This is a genomic window from Pseudomonas sp. NBRC 100443, from assembly GCF_030268185.1.
Lineage (GTDB): Bacteria > Pseudomonadota > Gammaproteobacteria > Pseudomonadales > Pseudomonadaceae > Pseudomonas > Pseudomonas citronellolis.
Genome location: NZ_BSQE01000003.1, coordinates 14,973 through 30,315, shown reverse-complemented (window position 1 = coordinate 30,315; position 15,343 = coordinate 14,973). Strand labels below are relative to the sequence as shown.

General features: G+C 69.0%; 14 protein-coding genes. 9 read left to right on the top strand and 5 right to left on the bottom strand.

Going from position 1 to position 15,343, the window contains the following annotated elements; all coding sequences use genetic code 11:
- Window positions 1-5 precede the first annotated feature (5 nt).
- Window positions 6-1,220: an SfnB family sulfur acquisition oxidoreductase gene (locus tag QSJ95_RS04350; RefSeq protein WP_285640362.1), complete on the bottom strand. Its 1,215-nt coding sequence runs from the start codon at window positions 1,218-1,220 to the stop codon at window positions 6-8.
- 192 nt (window positions 1,221-1,412) lie between these two features.
- Window positions 1,413-2,504, bottom strand: a complete 1,092-nt coding sequence (gene sfnG / locus QSJ95_RS04345) for a dimethylsulfone monooxygenase SfnG (RefSeq protein ID WP_285640360.1) — start codon at window positions 2,502-2,504, stop codon at window positions 1,413-1,415.
- A gap of 275 nt (window positions 2,505-2,779) precedes the next feature.
- On the opposite strand from sfnG, the gene QSJ95_RS04340 reads away from it, so the two are divergent.
- Complete coding sequence (locus QSJ95_RS04340; RefSeq protein WP_064581647.1) at window positions 2,780-3,508, top strand: hypothetical protein; 729 nt, start codon at window positions 2,780-2,782, stop codon at window positions 3,506-3,508.
- A 13-nt stretch (window positions 3,509-3,521) separates the two neighbouring features.
- Here the strand turns inward: QSJ95_RS04340 and QSJ95_RS04335 are convergent, their stop codons facing one another.
- Window positions 3,522-3,701, bottom strand: coding sequence for a hypothetical protein (locus tag QSJ95_RS04335; RefSeq protein WP_058072595.1), 180 nt, complete (start codon window positions 3,699-3,701; stop codon window positions 3,522-3,524).
- 236 nt (window positions 3,702-3,937) lie between these two features.
- Here QSJ95_RS04335 and QSJ95_RS04330 point away from each other — a divergent pair, with 236 nt between their 5' ends.
- A complete protein-coding gene (locus QSJ95_RS04330; protein ID WP_043269727.1) occupies window positions 3,938-4,375 on the top strand; it encodes a CBS domain-containing protein in 438 nt (145 codons plus the stop codon).
- 93 nt (window positions 4,376-4,468) lie between these two features.
- A complete protein-coding gene (locus QSJ95_RS04325) occupies window positions 4,469-4,651 on the top strand; it encodes a ribbon-helix-helix protein (RefSeq protein WP_009615001.1) in 183 nt (60 codons plus the stop codon).
- A gap of 243 nt (window positions 4,652-4,894) precedes the next feature.
- On the opposite strand, the gene QSJ95_RS04320 is transcribed toward QSJ95_RS04325, so the two are convergent.
- The gene (locus tag QSJ95_RS04320) at window positions 4,895-6,544 is read right to left on the bottom strand and encodes a SulP family inorganic anion transporter (RefSeq protein WP_285640357.1); all 1,650 of its coding nucleotides are present in this window, start codon (window positions 6,542-6,544) and stop codon (window positions 4,895-4,897) included.
- Window positions 6,545-6,825: 281 nt separating this feature from the next.
- Between QSJ95_RS04320 and QSJ95_RS04315 the strand changes: the two genes are divergently transcribed.
- The 6 genes from QSJ95_RS04315 (at window position 6,826) to QSJ95_RS04290 (ending at window position 14,186) form a co-directional block, all read left to right on the top strand.
- Window positions 6,826-7,956, top strand: a complete 1,131-nt coding sequence (locus QSJ95_RS04315) for a PAS domain-containing protein (protein ID WP_009614997.1) — start codon at window positions 6,826-6,828, stop codon at window positions 7,954-7,956.
- A complete protein-coding gene (locus QSJ95_RS04310; protein ID WP_285640355.1) occupies window positions 7,953-9,377 on the top strand; it encodes a sigma-54 interaction domain-containing protein in 1,425 nt (474 codons plus the stop codon). Before QSJ95_RS04315 ends, QSJ95_RS04310 begins: the two co-directional genes overlap by 4 nt.
- A 574-nt stretch (window positions 9,378-9,951) precedes the next feature.
- Window positions 9,952-10,548 (top strand): dimethylamine monooxygenase subunit DmmA family protein, encoded by a 597-nt coding sequence (locus QSJ95_RS04305; RefSeq protein ID WP_285640353.1) that lies wholly within the window; start codon window positions 9,952-9,954, stop codon window positions 10,546-10,548.
- Entirely contained in the window at window positions 10,545-11,513 is a 969-nt protein-coding gene (locus QSJ95_RS04300) for a PDR/VanB family oxidoreductase (RefSeq protein WP_009614991.1), read from the top strand. The genes QSJ95_RS04305 and QSJ95_RS04300 overlap by 4 nt, the downstream gene beginning before the upstream one ends.
- A 14-nt stretch (window positions 11,514-11,527) precedes the next feature.
- Complete coding sequence (locus QSJ95_RS04295; RefSeq protein WP_009614988.1) at window positions 11,528-12,544, top strand: heme-dependent oxidative N-demethylase family protein; 1,017 nt, start codon at window positions 11,528-11,530, stop codon at window positions 12,542-12,544.
- Between the two features lie 109 nt (window positions 12,545-12,653).
- Window positions 12,654-14,186, top strand: a complete 1,533-nt coding sequence (locus QSJ95_RS04290; protein ID WP_281688637.1) for an APC family permease — start codon at window positions 12,654-12,656, stop codon at window positions 14,184-14,186.
- 179 nt (window positions 14,187-14,365) lie between these two features.
- Here the strand turns inward: QSJ95_RS04290 and QSJ95_RS04285 are convergent, their stop codons facing one another.
- On the bottom strand, window positions 14,366-15,295 hold the full coding sequence (locus QSJ95_RS04285) for an AEC family transporter (protein WP_276214054.1): 930 nt from the start codon (window positions 15,293-15,295) through the stop codon (window positions 14,366-14,368).
- Window positions 15,296-15,343: the final 48 nt, after the last annotated feature.

The window sequence follows — 15,343 nt, the reverse complement described above, 5'->3', positions numbered from 1 at the left end:
CCACCTCAGTTCCAGTCGTGGCGCGGCGGGCGCTTGCCGTTGAGCAGCCAGTTGCCGACCAGGTGGTACTTCCAGCGCACCGGGTCGTGCAGGGTGTGCACGCGGGCGTTGCGCCAGTGGCGGTCGAGGTTGTGCTTGCGCAGGGTGGAGCGGGTGCCGCCGAGCTCGAACAGCTTGTTGCTCGCCTCGATGGCGATCTCGGTGGTCAGCACCTTGGCCCGCGCCACGGCCAGGGAGGCGGCGGCCACCTTGTCCTCGTCGGGCGCCGCCTTGCCGGCGTCGAGCACGCGGCCGGCGCGCTCCAGCAGGGCCTCGGCGGCCTCCAGGCGGATGTCCAGGCCGCCGACCTGGATGATGGTCAGCGGGTCCTCGCTGGCCTTCTCCACCCCCGCGTCGATCCACGGGCGCGCCTGCTCGCGGACGAAGGCGATGGTGTCGCGCAGCGCGGCGCGGGCGATGCCGGCGTCGATGGCGGCGGTGGTGATCTGGGCGAAGGGCCCGGCCAGGGTCGGGCTCTCGTAGGAGCGGTAGCTGGGGAACAGGTGGAAGGCCGGCACGCGCAGGCCTTCCAGCAAGACGGTGCCGCTGGAGGTGGTGCGCTGGCCGATGCTGTCCCAGTCGTCCACCACCGTCAGCCCGGCGCTTTCCCGCGGGACGAAGGCCAGCTGCGCGCGGTCCTGCTCGTCCAGCGCCAGCACGCCCAGCCAGTGCGCGTAGAGCGAGCCGGTGCAGTAGCCCTTGCGGCCGTCGATGCGGTAGCCGTCGCCCTCGGCGACCAGACGGGTGCGGATGTCCTGCACGTTCTTGCCGCCGGTTTCCGACAGCGCATTGGCGAAGCGGTGGCCTTCCAGCACCAGGGCGAAGAAGTGCCGCTTCTGCTCCTCGGTGCCTTGCAGGCGGATGTCTTCCAGCAGGCAGTAGTGGTTCTGCGGAATCTGCCCCAGGGACGGGTCGGCCGCCGAGACGATGGCGATGACCTGGGCCAGGGTGGCGTGGGATACCTCGGCGCCGCCGTATTCGCGCGGCACCGTGATGCCCCACAGGCCGCTGTTGGAGAAGGCGTCGACGATCTCCACCGGCACCCGGCGGTCGAGGTCGCGCTCGGAAGCGCCGGCCAGCAGCAGCTCGGCGACCTCGTGGGCGACGCGGAGGGCCTCGGCGTCGTCGCGGATGATCCGCGCGGCGGGGCGGTTGATCGGATAGGCAGCAGAAACGGACATGGTCTTCCTCGTGGCGAACAGTGGCCCGTGTGGGGCCGGGACCTCCCGGCAGCGGGCCCTGCCCTGGCTGAGCACGATCCATGCCCGAAATTTTCTCCCTATAAATCAGCCACTTAATGGTTAGCAAAGGCAGCCGAGTCGCTGGCCGGACACTGTTTGTTGAAGCACTGTCCGGCAGCCAACAGTTGCCCGTCAGGCAACAGCCTTGCGCTGCGCCTCGGCCTCCAGCTCGCGCACCAGCGGCAGGACCTTCTCGCCGAAGTACTCCACCTCTTCCTGGAAGTGCAGGAAGCCGGACAGCACCAGGTCCACGCCCACCGCCTTGAGCGCGAGGATGCGTTCGGCGATCTGCCGCGGGGTGCCGATCAGGTTGGTCTTGAAGCCGTCGTTGTACTGCACCAGGTCCTCGAAGCTGGACTTCGCCCAGTTGCCCTCGCCCTCGGGGCTGGCGGCGCCGGCGTTCTTCACCTCGTGGCCGAAGGCGTTGACCGCCTCGGGGTTGGCCTTGTCGATGATCTCCTGCAGCACCGCGCGGGCCTCGGCCTCGCTGTCGCGGGCGATGATGAAGGCGTTCACCCCGATCTTCACCACGTGGCCGTTGGCCGCGGCCTTGGCGCGGATGTCGTCGACCTGGGCCTTGATGCCTTCCAGCGTGTTGCCGTTGGTGAAGTACCAGTCCGACACCCGCGCGGCCATGTCGCGCGCGGCCCGCGAGCTGCCGCCCTGGAAGATTTCCGGATGCGGGCGCTGCAGCGGCTTGGGCTTGAGGCTGTAGTCGCGGAAGCGGTAGAAGTCGCCGTTGAAGGTGAAGTTGTCCTGGGTCCAGATGCCCTTGAGCGCGCGGATGAACTCCTCGGAGCGGCGGTAGCGCTCGTCGTGCTCCAGCCAGGGCTCGCCGATGGCGTGGAACTCGCCCTTGAACCAGCCGGAGACGATGTTCACCGCGATGCGCCCGCCGGTCAGTTGGTCGATGGTCGCCAGTTGCTTGGCCGCCAGCGCCGGGTTCCACGGGCCGGGGAGGATGGCGGCGATGACCTTGAGCTTCTCGGTGGCCGCCAGCAGCGCGTGGCTGATGGCCACCGACTCGTGCTGGTACTCGGCGCCGTAGCCGGCGGTGAAGCGGATCTGCGACAGGGCGTAGTCGAAGCCGGCCTTCTCGGCGCTCTGCGCCAGCCGGCGGTTGTAGTCGAAGTCCCAGCTGGTGCGCTGCTCGATGTTGCTGACGACGAGGCCGCCGCTGACGTTGGGCACCCAGTAGGCGAAGCGGATGGGTTGCTGGCTCATGGTTCTGCTCTCCGGGAGTTGCATGCCGCGCAGCCAGGCGCCACGCGGCTTCCAACGGGGCCGGAGCAGCAACCGTGCCAGCGCCGGAAAGCCTTGCGGATCATGAACTTGCAACAGGCGCCGGGTTATCGTCCTGTCCGCCGCCAGGCAAGCTGCTGATGCGCTGTTGCCAGGTGAACAGCCGGGCGACGGAAATGTGCCGCCGCGCCCTGCAAGCGCCAAAGCACCGACTAGACTTGCAACTCCCGGCCCGTGCATTTTCCAAGGAGGCCATCGTGCGTACCTGTTTCGTACTGCTCCTCGTGGCCGGCCTGGCCGGCTGCGCGGCGGATGTGAAGCGCGCCGACGCGCTCTCCCCCATCAGCACCTATGCCGACACCCGCAACCGCCTGCTGGTGAACTTCCAGGGCGACCCCAGCGTGACCGCGACGCCGGGCTGGACGCGGCTGACCAGCGCCTGGCGGCGCATCCTCACGGACCGCGCGGCCTCGTCCGACTACCAGCTGGGCGAGCAGGCCGGCGCGGTGAGCCCCACCGCGCAGCCGGCGACGCTGCTGGTGGTGGAAGTCGACCGCCTGCGCCAGCAGGCCGACGGCGACGGCCTGGGCAAGGGCAGCCTGCGCGTCAACGTGCGCTTCACCGACGGCCCCAGCGGCCGGCTGATGGGCTCGCGCCGCTACGAGACCGACTCCGCCGAGCCCGAGGCGCTGGAAGGCCAGCTCAAGGACATTTCCAAGGCGATCATCGAGGAAGTCGAAAGCGCCCAGCGCATCGCCAAGCGCGACCCGCTACCGGCAGCGCCCATGCCGGCCAGCACGCCGGCCGAGCAACCGGCCCGCCCCGCGCCGGCCCCGGCGCCCGGCCAGTCGGTGGCCAGCCGGGAGGCGGCGGCCAAGCCGGTGGTGGCGGTGGAGAACCAGGAGCGCCAGCTGCAGAAGCTGCAGCGCAGCAACCTGCCGTTCGACCAGTACCAGAACGAGTACCGGCGCATCACTTCGCAGTGAGCGCCGGCGCGCCTCAGTCGTCGTGCCAGTGGGCGTCGCCGTCCTCGTCGTCCCAGTCGTCCTCAGCGTCCTCGGGCTCGTCGCGCAGGCCGGTGGCGTCGTGCTCGAAATCCTCCGGGGAATCCTCGTCCCACTCGTGGTCGAGCAGGTGCTCGTGCTCCGGCTCGGGGAGGTCGATGTCGTCGTCGTGCATGGTGCTATCTCGGCAGGCGGGGTGCGGCAGGCCTCAATGCTACGGCCTCGCCGGCCCCGCGCAAAGCCTCGGCGGTCGCGCGGCGCGGCGCATTTGGCTATAAGTCAGAAGGAAGGTCATGACGTTTTCCTATGGGGGCGATGCCGTTTCCAGCATTGTGCGGGAAGCCTCGCTTGCCGATCCTGTCGCCACCCCGGGGTAATAGCCCTGCGCACAACAGCAGAAGGACATCCAGCATGAAGACCGTCGCACAGCTCCTCCACGCCAAGCAGAGCCAGCAGGTGCACACCATAGGCCCGCACGAGATGGTGCTCGACGCCCTGCGGGTGATGGCGGTGAAGAACGTCGGCGCCCTGCCGGTGGTGGACAACGGCCAGGTGGTGGGCGTGGTCAGCGAACGCGACTACGCGCGCAAGATGATCCTCCAGGGCCGCAGTTCGGTGGGCACCCCGGTCAGCGCCATCATGAGTTCGCCGGTGGTCACGGTGGATTCGCAGCAGAACATCGACACCTGCATGAGCATCATGACCGAGCGCCACCTGCGCCACCTGCCGGTGGTGGAGAACGGCCAGCTGGTGGGCCTGCTGTCCATCGGCGACCTGGTCAAGGAAGCCATCGCCGAGCAGGCCCAGCTGATCCAGCAGCTGGAGCAGTACATCCGCGGCGAACAGTGAGCCCGCGGCGGCTGCGGCGGACGGCGCCATGACAGGGGCGCGGATGGGGCATTAGAATTTGATTAACATCCGCGAACCGAACAAGTAGAACCCATGGAAAACCGCACCGCCCGCCTGACCGTCCTGATCGACCCGGTGAAGAAGAAGGCCTTCGAGGAACTCTGCGCCAGCCAGGACCTGACACCCTCCCAGGTGGTTCGCCAGTTGATCCGCGATTACCTGGAGAGCCACGGGGTGAGCTACGCCACGCAGCCGAAGGTGGGCGGGCAGGATTGAGGGCCGCCGGCCAGTCCGGAGCAGCCTGCCGGCTCGATCGCGGACGGAGTCCGCTCCTACGCCCGTGCCTCCCTGGGCCCGGTCTCGCCAGCGCTTTTCGTAGGATGGGTTGAGCTTGCGAAACCCATGCGGTTGCGCTGATGGGTATCGCTTCGCTCAACGCCATCCTACGAAAAGCCGTGCTTCCTGGAACCGTAGGGGCGGACTCCGTCCGCGATTGCTCCCAGGCGGCGCCGAATCCCCCTACGAAGAAACCACCTCTTCCCTCCGCCCCTCGCAAGCCGCCAGCGCCATGGCAAAACTGGCGTGGTAATTCCGCCGCCCCACCGCCTCGATGATCCCCGCCCGCACCAGCTTGTGCCGCACCCGCTGGTTGGCCTCGCAGAGCTTCACCGTCACCCCGCGCTTGCGCAGTTGCTGGATCATCTCCTCCAGCGTCTGCATCCCGGTGATGTCCATGAACGGCACCCGCCTCAGACGGATCACCAGCAACTGCGGATCGCTGCGGGTCTGCGCCAGGGCACGCTCGAAGGTTTCCGCCGCGCCGAAGAACAACGGCCCCTCGATGGTGTAGACCAGCACCCCCGGCGGCAGCGCGCCTTGCAGTTCGCCCCGCAGCTCGGCGCTGCCCTGCTGCAGCACCTCCACCGAGGAGGCCATGCGCCGCATGAACAGCAGCATGGCCAGGATCACCCCGATGTTCACCGCGATCACCAGGTCGCTGAACACCGTCAGGCCGAAGGTGATCAGCAGGATGGCCACGTCGGCCCTGGGCGCGCGGCGCAGCATGCGCACGAAGTGGCGGGCCTCGCTCATGTTCCAGGCCACCACGAAGAGGATCGCCGCCAGCGCGCACAGCGGGATGCTCGAGGCCAGCGGGGCGAGGAACAGGATGATCAGCACCAGGGTCGCCGCGTGGGCCACCCCGGCGATCGGGCTGTTGCCGCCGTTGCGGATGTTGGTGGCGGTGCGGGCGATGGCGCCGGTGGCGGCGAAGCCGCCGAACAGCGGCGCCAGCAGGTTGGCGATGCCCTGGCCGACCAGCTCCTGGTTGGAGTCGTGGCGAGTGCCGGCCATGCCGTCGGCGACCACCGCCGAAAGCAGCGACTCGATAGCGCCGAGCATGGCGATGGCGAAGGCCGGGCCGATCAGTTCCAGCATCCGCGGCAGGCTGATCTCCGGCAGGCTCGGCACCGGCAGGCCGCGGGGGATGCCGCCGAAGGCGCTGCCGATGGTGGCCACGCCGTCGAACTGGAACAGCGCCTGCAGCACACTGACCAGCACCATCGCCAGCAACGGCCCCGGCACCCGCCCCAGGTACGGCAGGCGCGGGCCGTAGAGCACCGCGGCCAGGCCTAAGAGGGCCAGCAGGGTGGTCGCCGGGTGCAGCTGCGGCAGCGCCTGCAACAGGTGCCAGAGCTTCTGGTGGAAGTGCTCGCCGCCCACCGCCGGCAGGCCGAAGAAGTCCTTCCACTGGCCGACCCAGATGATCACCCCGATGCCGGCGGTGAAGCCGACGATGACCGGGTCGGGAATGTACTTGATGACGCTGCCCAGGCGGGTGATGCCCAGCAGCAGGAGGATGACCCCGGCCATCAGCGTGGCCAGCTGCAGGCCGTCGACGCCGTAGCGCGCGGTGATGCCGGCGAGGATGACGATGAAGGCCCCGGTGGGCCCGGCGATCTGCACCCGGCTGCCGCCGAACAGCGACACCGCGATGCCCGCCACTATGGCCGTGTACAGGCCCTGCTCGGGCTTGACCCCGGAGGCGATGGCGAAGGCCATGGCCAGGGGCAGCGCGACCACCCCGACGATGACCCCGGCCAGCAGGTTGCGTGGCCAGTTCTGCAACTTCAGAAGCCCGGCCGCCCAGGCGTCACGTACGGCGATCATCGTCCACTCCTCCGCGGAAGAATGCGCATCAGATTAACATGCCATGTTAATTGGCGTGTACTAGGCCAAAGTCCTGTCTTACGCCTTTCCCGGGGAGGCGCTACGCTTGCCCGAGGGCGCTGCGCAAACGCAAACGCTGCTGCATTTCTGCATACAGCCGCCACGGCGCCAGGCCGAGAAGGCCCATGCCGCGGGCCCCGCGTCCTGGCATGCAACCTGCCTGGGTAGACGACTGGCCGGCGCCCCGCGCCGGCCCCGTCACCCCCCATGGAGAATCCCAGATGGACCCGCTACGCCTGCTGCTCGACCGTGGCCTGCTGCTGGCCGACAGCATCGCCGCGGATGGCCGCTTCCTCGACGTCTCCGCCGAACAGAGCGACCAGCTCGGCTACCCGCCCGGCGCGCTGCACGGCCAGGGCATGGAACAGGTCTACACCGCCGATTCGGTGCGCGCCCTGCAGCAGCTCTTCGCCAACCCGCCGGCCGACGAACGGGTGCAGGACCTGGAGCTGACCCTCATCCGCCACAACGGCGGCCTGCTGCCGGTGCTGGCCAGCGGCGTGCTGCAGTGGCGCGACGGCGAGCCGGCGCGCCTGCACCTGGTAAAGATGCCCCTGGGCGGCATCAGCCGGCGCCTGGGCGAGCTGCAGAACGCCAACGAAGTCATGAGCCAGATGCTCTACAGCGCCAAGGTGGCCTACTGGTGCATCGAGTTCGCCGAGCCGGTGGACGTGCGCCAGACGCCGGACGAGATCGTCCGCCAGGTGTTCGAGAACCGCTCCTACTGGCGCATGTGCAACCGCGCCATGGCGGCGATCTACGAGATGCCCGCCGACGTCGACTTCGGCCAGCAGCCGGTGCGCCTGTACTGGCCGCGCAGCCCGGCCAACGAGGAATTCGTGCGGCGCCTGATCGAGGCCGACTTCCACGTCGACGGCGCGCTCTCGGTGGACCGCCGCCACGACGGCTCGCCGGCCTACGTGGAGAACGACGTGCGCGCCAGCATCCACAACGGCCGCCTGCTGCGCATGTGGGGCAGCCTGCGCGACGTCAGCCAGGAACTGCGCATGCAGCACGACGCCGAGCAGCGCATCGAGGCCCTGCGCCGGGTGTTCGACGCGGTGCCCGACGCGGTGCTGGTGATCGACGAAGCCGCCCAGCCGCAATGGCGCAACGCCGCCTTCGAGCAGGTGTTCGGCATCACCCGCGCCGCCGGCGTGGCCGCCACCCTCGACCGCCTGCCGCTGCCCGAGCGCACCTGGCAGCGCCTGGAGCTGCCCGACCAGTACGGCCGCTACCGCACCTTCGACAGCCACTGCTCGCGCATCCTGATCCGTGAGGACCAGGCCTGGCGCGTGGTGGTGCTGCGCCCGGACGGCGTCGAGCGCCGGCCGGCAGAGCTGCACCCATGAGCGGCGAGGGCTTCTTCGCGCCGATGCGCATGGGCATGCGCTCGTCGGTCAACGTCAGCGCCGAGATGCTCGCCGCGCTGCTGGAGGCACCGGCGCTGCACGCCCTGCTCGACGGCTTCGGCGAGGCGCTGATCGTCTGCGACGGCGACTCCCGGGTGCGCTTCCTCAACCTGGCCGCCGAGCGCATCAACCGCGTGGCGCGCCAGGACGTGCTGGGCCTGAGCGACAGCGACTTCTACCAGCGCTCGGCGCTGCAGTTCGACGACTTCCTGCAGGCCGTGCGCCGCGGCGGCAAGAGCGCGCTGACGCGCTCGCGCGACGGCCGGCTGTTCCTCACCCGCCTGCAGAGCGTGCCCACCGGCGCCTACGAGAAGCCCTACACGCTGCTGATCCAGCGCGAATACGAAGCGCGCGAAAGCGCCGGCCGCGGCGCCCCGGCGCCGTCGCTGGCGGACGGCCCGGCGAGCCTGGGCGACCCGCAGGACAACGCGCTGCACATGTCGCCGCTGCTCTCGGACATCGCCGACATGGGCGTGCGCGCCTTCCGCCGCCGCGCCCGCCTGCTGCTGCTCGGCGAGCCGGGCGTGGGCAAGACCGCCATCGCCCGGCACATCCACCGCGCCGCCGGCTGGGGCGACCGGCCCTTCGTCGACGTGAACTGCGCGAGCATCCCCGAGACGCTGTTCGAGTCGGAGATGTTCGGCTACGAGCGCGGCGCCTTCACCGGCGCGCTGCAGCAGGGCAAGCGCGGCTACATCGAGAGCGCCGCCGGCGGCACGCTGTTCCTCGACGAGATCGGCGAGATCCCCCTGCAGGTGCAGGCCAAGCTGCTCAAGTTCCTTGACGACGGCACCATCCAGCCGGTGGGCTCGCCGCTGGCGAAGAAGGTCCAGGTGCAGGTGATCGCCGCCACCAACAAGGACCTCAAGGCGCAGGTGTCCGCCGGCCTGTTCCGCGCCGACCTCTACTACCGCCTGGCCGTGCTGCCGGTGGACATCCCGCCGCTGCGTGCCCACCGCGACGACCTGCCGGTGCTGATGGACATCCTCCTGGCCCGCATCAACCGCGACCGCCAGCCGCCCCTGCGGCTGTCCACGGCCTGCCGCCAGCGCCTGCTGGGCCATGACTTCCCGGGCAACATCCGCGAGTTGGTGAACATCTTCGAACGCCTGGCGGTGCTGGCCGACGACGTCGCCGAAGAGCAGCACCTGCCACCGGAGCTGCTGGGCCAGGCCGCACCCGCCGAGGAGGAAGAACCGCTGCCCTTCGCCAGCGCCGACGAGCCGCTCAAGGCGCAGGTGCAGCGCTTCGAGCGCCAGGTGATCCTCCAGGCCGTGCGCCTGTGCGGCAGCAAGCGCAAGGCGGCGCAGCACCTGGGGATCGACGTCGGGACCTTGATTCGGAAGTTGCAGAGGGATTGAGCGCCGTCCTGCTCTTGTAGGAGCGAGCTTGCTCGCGAACAAACGCGGTGCCATGCGGTTCGCGAGCAAGCTCGCTCCTACGAGAAGCGGTGCTCACCTGCAACGTCGGGGCCCTGCCTGCGAATGGCGTTTGCCGGGTGCATTGGCATTGCCCCGACCTCCCTACCCTCTCCCCAGCCCTCTCCCTGAAGGGAGAGGGGGCTTGTCCGTGCCGAGATGAGCATGGCTTTAGCCGGAAACCATCAGAGCTGCCGGCTAACTCCGTAATACCCGTTTCTGCCCAACGGTCCCCTCTCCCTTCAGGGAGAGGGTTAGGGAGAGGGGCGGCGCCAACCTCACACACCACCCCCACAGGATAACCACCCCCACCAACGCTGCATTTCTGCCTATCCCCCCTTGTCATTTCTGCTTACATTCCCTTCCCTCCCAAACAACAATCCCTTAATTTTCAACAACTTAATTTCTTGGCACACCCTGTGCTCCACCTCCATCGACCCGTGACCGTGCACGGGTCCTCGAATCGCGCCAGGCATCCCCGACCGGGGTTGCCGGCAGTTCTGGAGGCACAACAACAATGCTCATCACAGGTATCAAGAGCAGGCCGGTCTACGACGACCTGCGCCCGCTCGCCGGCAGCAACCACATAGTCGCCGGGCAAGGCAGCGGCGGCAGCGCCATGCTCCGGCTGCTGGCCGAAATGCCGCGCACCGCGCCCATCCGCGTGCTCTATTCCACCGAATCCTTCTCCGGGCATAACCACCTGGCCGCGCTGCGCGACATCGCCGACGTCGAGCTGAGCGTCTACCCGAGCAACCGCTCGCTGGTCGACGACCTGCACGCCCTGCTCGGCCAGTCGCGCATGGGCACCCGCCTGTACCTGGCCGGCTCGGAAAGCTTCATCGGCACCGCCATGCAGGCGGCCGACGCGATCAACCTGAACCGGGACGAGGTGCTGCGCGAGCACTGCGGCTCCTTCGTGCGCCGCGTCTGGTGCGTGCACTGCGACGGCTACACCGAGAACGTCACCCAGCGCGTGTTCATCTGCCCGCACTGCGCCCGCACCCTGGTGGTCCGCGACCACTATTCCCGCCGCCTCGCCGCCTTCCAGGCGGTCAAGGCCGACGCCGAAGTCCCCGGCGAGCTGCCGGCAGCCGAGGAGCTCGACACATGAGCCAGTCCAGCGGAACCCTCAACGTCCGCGTCGCCCGCATCGAGCAGGTGACCCCGGAAATCAAGCGTTTCACCCTGGTGCCGCGCGACGGCGGCCAGCTCACGCCCTTCTCCGGCGGCAGCAACGTGGTGGTGCTGATCCCCCACGACGGCGGCACCTACCGCAACGCCTATTCGCTGATGAGTTCGCCCTACGACGCCAGCGCCTACCAGATCGCGGTGCGCCGCGTGGAAGACGGCCGTGGCGGCTCCAGGCGCATGCACGATGCGGTGAAGGAGGGCGACGAGCTGGAAATCCTCCGCCCGGTGAACCTGTTCCCGCTGAGTAAGCACGCGCGCCTGCACCTGTTCATCGCCGGCGGCGTGGGCATCACCCCGGTGTGCTCGCAGCTGGCCGAGCTGCGCCTGCGCGGCACCCCGTTCGAAGTGCACCTGGCGGTGCGCGGCGCGGAACATGCGCGCCTGGGCGAGGAGCTGGCGCGCGAATACGGCGACGCCGTGCGCCTGTACCGCGACGACCGCGGCGAGCGCCTGAACATCAGCGCCGTACTGGCCGACCGCCCGCTGGGCAGCGACGTGTACGTCTGCGGCCCCGAGGGCATGATCCAGGCCACCATAGACGCGGCCCACGCCCACGGCTGGACCGACAGCCACATCCACTACGAGCGCTTCCTCGAACAGGGCAGTTCCGGCGAGCCGTTCAAGGTCACCCTGGCGCGCAGCGGCGCGACCATCGAGGTGTCGCCCGACCAGAGCCTGCTGGAAGCCGCCGAGGCCGCCGGCCACGAGATTCCCTACCTGTGCCGCGGCGGCGCCTGCGGCATGTGCGAGACCAACGTCCTGGAGCTGGACGGCGAGATCCTCCACACCGACGACTGGCTGTCCGACGAGGACAAGGCCGCCAACAAGAAAATCATGCCCTGCGTGTCGCGCGCCAAGTGCTCGCGGCTGGTCATCGACTGCTGAGCCGGAGAACGACCATGACCATCCAATTCCGCCCCGACGAAACCTACCGCGACGACTACACCTACGCCAACAGCCCCGCGTGCATCGCCCGCGCGCCCTTCCCCTTCCCGGACGACGAGTACATGTACTCGATGAACCTGGAACCCCACGTCTCCGTCGGCGACGGCGCCTTCCGCGCGGTATTCGACATCGACGAGCACTACATCAGCGAGTGCCGCGACCGCGCCATCACCCTGGAGAAGGACCCGGGCATGCACTACGTCTCGGCGCCGCACATGATGGAGGCGCAGTGGGACCTGCTGGAGCTGATCATGGAGTCCTACGCCAAGGACTACCCGGAGTACTTCGCCCTGGAGCGCGACGGCACCCGCTGGCACTGGACCAACAAGCTGCTGGGCATCGACGACACCTTCACCTTCGGCGACCCGGCCACCCTGCCCTACGAGCCGATGGAATACATCACCCGCCAGGCCCAGGGCGACTGGGTGCTGCAGGAGGAGCGCGACGGCACCCTGTACTGGGGCGCCGGCATCGCCACCCAGCGCGCCGACTACTCGCTGCGCTTCAACCTGGGCATGGCCTGGCACGAGTACCACGGCCCGGTGCCGCTGGTGAAGGAAACCGGCATGCTCGACCGCGCGCTGAAGTTCCTCCTGCGCCTGCGCAACGGCCACCCGGTGCGCCGCCTGAACTGGTCGCTGACGGTCAACCCGCGCCTGGACGTGTCCGCCGAGAGCCTGCCGGACTGGGCCCCGGACCGCACCACGGTGACCGCCGAGAACGCCGGCGAGAAGGTCTACCTGCGCATCGAGCTGCAGCCGCTGCACCGCCTGCCGCGCAGCAACGCCATCGTGTTCCCGATCCGCACCTACCTGCTGAGCCTGCAGGACATCGCCAGCAACCCCGCCTGGGCCAGGCGCATGCACCGCGTGCTCAAGTCCCTCAACCAGGAACTGGTGGACTACAAGGGCTTCACCCGCTACCGCGACGCGGCGGTGGAGTGGCTCTCGCAGTACGACGACGGCAAATAGGCGCCGCGCTTTCCATAACGACAATGAGCCCGTAGAGGGCAGCGGCGGATGCGCAAGCTCCGCCGCAGACAATCCGCCACTGCCCATTACCCCCTGAGAGGAAACAACGATGAGTGGGTCCCCTGCCAAGCGTGCCGCTGGCGTAACCGATTCCGATGCCGAGCAGCTCGCCGCCCTCGGCTACAGCTCGAACTTCGAGCGCAGCATGAGCCTGTGGGAGAACTTCTCCCTGGGCTTCACCTACCTGTCGCCGGTCGTCGGCGTCTACACCCTGTTCGGCCTGTGCCTGGCCGCCGGCGGCCCGCCGATGTTCTGGTCGTACCTGCTGATCGGCCTCGGCCAGCTGCTGGTGTGCCTGGTGTTCGGCGAGGTGGTCTCGCAGTTCCCGATCTCCGGCGGCGTCTACCCCTGGGCGCGGCGCCTGGTGGGCAAGCGCTGGGCGTGGATGGTCGGCTGGGTGTACGCCTGGGCGCTGTGCGCCACCATCGCCGGCGTCTCGGTCGGCGCCGGGCCCTACCTGGCGGCGCTGCTGGGCTTCGCGCCGAGCGCGGACGTCAGCATCTACATCGCCCTGGCGCTGATCCTGGTCTCCACCGGCCTCAACCTGGTGGGCACCAAGCTGCTGGCGCGGGTGGCCATGTTCGGCTTCCTCTGCGAGCTGGTCGGCGCCATCCTGGTCGGCGGCTACCTGCTGATCTTCGAGCGCCACCAGCCGTTCAGCGTGCTCTTCGACACCTTCGGCCTCGGCGCGGCGCAAGGTTCCTACCTGCCGGCATTCCTCGCCGCCTCCCTGGCCGGGCTGTTCCAGTACTACGGCTTCGAGGCCTGCGGCGACGTCGCCGAGGAAACCCCCAACCCCGGCAAGCGCATCCCCAAGGCCATGCGCATGACCATCTACATCGGCGGCGCCGCCGCGATGTTCGCCTGCCTCGCGCTGATCCTCTCGGTGCCGGACATGCACAAGGTGCTCGCCGGCGAGGACACCGACCCGGTCGCCACCATCCTGGCCAACGCCTTCGGCCCGCTGGGTTCGCGCCTGGTGATGGCGGTGGTGCTGGTGTCCTTCGTGTCCTGCGTGCTCAGCCTGCAGGCCGCCGCCAGCCGCCTGCTGTTCGCCTACGCCCGTGACGAGATGATCGTCGGCAGCCGCGCGCTGCAGCGCCTGTCGGCCAACCAGGTGCCTTCCGCCGCGTTGCTCGTCAGCGGCGTGGTGCCGGCGGCGATCGTCTGCCTGGGCCTGTTCATGGCCGACGCCACCGCCACCATCGTCGGCTTCGCCGCCATCGGCATCTACGTCGCCTTCCAGCTGATCGTGGTCGCCGCGCTGATCGCCCGCGCCAAGGGCTGGGTGCCCGGCGGGCAGTTCAGCCTGGGCCCCTGGGGCACGCTGGTGAACGTCGGCGCGCTGGTCTACGGCGCCGGCGCCATCGCCAACATGGTCTGGCCGCGCAGCCCCGACGCGCCCTGGTACATCAACTACTCGATGATCCTCACCACCGCCGTGGTGCTGGGCGCGGGCGTGCTCTACATGCTGCTGGCCAGGCCCTACGACAAGGGCACCGCGCCGGCCGGCGACGCCCACCGGATTTCCGGCCGCCAACGATCCGTGCGCGCAACGGGCGCGCTTGCCGAACCGGCTTGATCGCAACCCTGACGCAATTCGGGCCATACGCCTGAGGGGCGCGTCCGGCGCCACGCGGGGTCCCCTCCCCGCGCCGGCGCCAAGCGGTTTGCGAACGGGCCTGCCAGCCCCGCGCTTGGCAGGCCCGGTTTTTTTCCGCACTACGCCAGGCTTGACCACGACGTGGCCGCAACCATGGCTCAACGCGCAATCCACAACAGGCACAGCGACAAGGTCACCAACGACCCCAGCGTCGACAACAGAATGCTGCGCGACACCACCGGCGCCTCGCGCTTGTAGTACTCCGCCAGCATGTACGGCCCGGTGCCGGTCGGCAGCGCGCTGAGCAACAACGCCGAATCCGCCCACAACGGCGGCAGGGCGAACACCTTGTAGGCCAGCACCCCGGTCAGCAGCGGCTGCCCCACCAGCTTGACCAGCACCAGCGGCCAGGCGCCGACCTGCGGGCCCTCCTGCTTCTGCGCCAGGAACAGGCCGAGCGAGATCAGCGCGCAAGGCGTGGTGGCCGCCGCCAGCAGGTCGAGGAAATGCACCACCGGCTCGGCCAGCCCCAGGCCACTGGCCGCCCACAGGCCACCGATGATCGGCGAGACCACCAGCGGGTTCTTCAGCAGCGCGCGGCTCACCACCAGCACCGCGCGGCCGACGTGCTTCTCGCTCTGCAGGCCGACCTCGATGCACACCACGGCGACGGCGAACAGCACGCAGACCACCAGCAGCGAGGCGATCAGCGCCGGCTCCAGGCCGTCCTGGCCGAACACCAGCAGGCACAGCGGGATGCCCATGTAGCCGGTGTTTGCGTAGGAGGCGCTGAGCCCGTCGATGCTCGCCGCCGGCAGCTCGCGGCCCTGCCACATACGCCAGGCCAGGGTGGCGACGAACACCAGCAGGCAGCCAGCGGTAAAGGCAGCGAGGAAGCCCGGCTGCCAGATTTCCGCCCAGGTGGAGGTGGCCGTGACCTTGAACAGCAGCGCCGGCAGGCATAGCCAGACCACCAGCTTGTTGATCTCCGACGCCGCGCCCTCGCCCAGGCGGTTGGTCCTGCGCGCCAGCCAGCCGGCCAGGATCAGCGCGAAGATGGGCAGGACGACGGCGATCACGGTGTGCATGGCAAGCTCGGCAAGGCGTTGTTATAGGAGGGCTGGCGAGCATAGGAT

Excerpts from the sequence above, each read along its gene's own strand:
- QSJ95_RS04290 (WP_281688637.1), top strand. The coding sequence starts at position 12,654 with ATGAGTGGGTCCCCTGCCAAGCGTGCCGCTGGCGTAACCGATTCCGAT.
- QSJ95_RS04335 (WP_058072595.1), bottom strand. The coding sequence starts at position 3,701 with ATGCACGACGACGACATCGACCTCCCCGAGCCGGAGCACGAGCACCTG.
- QSJ95_RS04285 (WP_276214054.1), bottom strand. The coding sequence starts at position 15,295 with ATGCACACCGTGATCGCCGTCGTCCTGCCCATCTTCGCGCTGATCCTG.
- QSJ95_RS04330 (WP_043269727.1), top strand. The coding sequence starts at position 3,938 with ATGAAGACCGTCGCACAGCTCCTCCACGCCAAGCAGAGCCAGCAGGTG.
- QSJ95_RS04320 (WP_285640357.1), bottom strand. The coding sequence starts at position 6,544 with ATGATCGCCGTACGTGACGCCTGGGCGGCCGGGCTTCTGAAGTTGCAG.
- QSJ95_RS04350 (WP_285640362.1), bottom strand. The coding sequence starts at position 1,220 with ATGTCCGTTTCTGCTGCCTATCCGATCAACCGCCCCGCCGCGCGGATC.
- QSJ95_RS04315 (WP_009614997.1), top strand. The coding sequence starts at position 6,826 with ATGGACCCGCTACGCCTGCTGCTCGACCGTGGCCTGCTGCTGGCCGAC.
- QSJ95_RS04305 (WP_285640353.1), top strand. The coding sequence starts at position 9,952 with ATGCTCATCACAGGTATCAAGAGCAGGCCGGTCTACGACGACCTGCGC.
- QSJ95_RS04310 (WP_285640355.1), top strand. The coding sequence starts at position 7,953 with ATGAGCGGCGAGGGCTTCTTCGCGCCGATGCGCATGGGCATGCGCTCG.
- sfnG (WP_285640360.1), bottom strand. The coding sequence starts at position 2,504 with ATGAGCCAGCAACCCATCCGCTTCGCCTACTGGGTGCCCAACGTCAGC.
- QSJ95_RS04325 (WP_009615001.1), top strand. The coding sequence starts at position 4,469 with ATGGAAAACCGCACCGCCCGCCTGACCGTCCTGATCGACCCGGTGAAG.
- QSJ95_RS04300 (WP_009614991.1), top strand. The coding sequence starts at position 10,545 with ATGAGCCAGTCCAGCGGAACCCTCAACGTCCGCGTCGCCCGCATCGAG.
- QSJ95_RS04295 (WP_009614988.1), top strand. The coding sequence starts at position 11,528 with ATGACCATCCAATTCCGCCCCGACGAAACCTACCGCGACGACTACACC.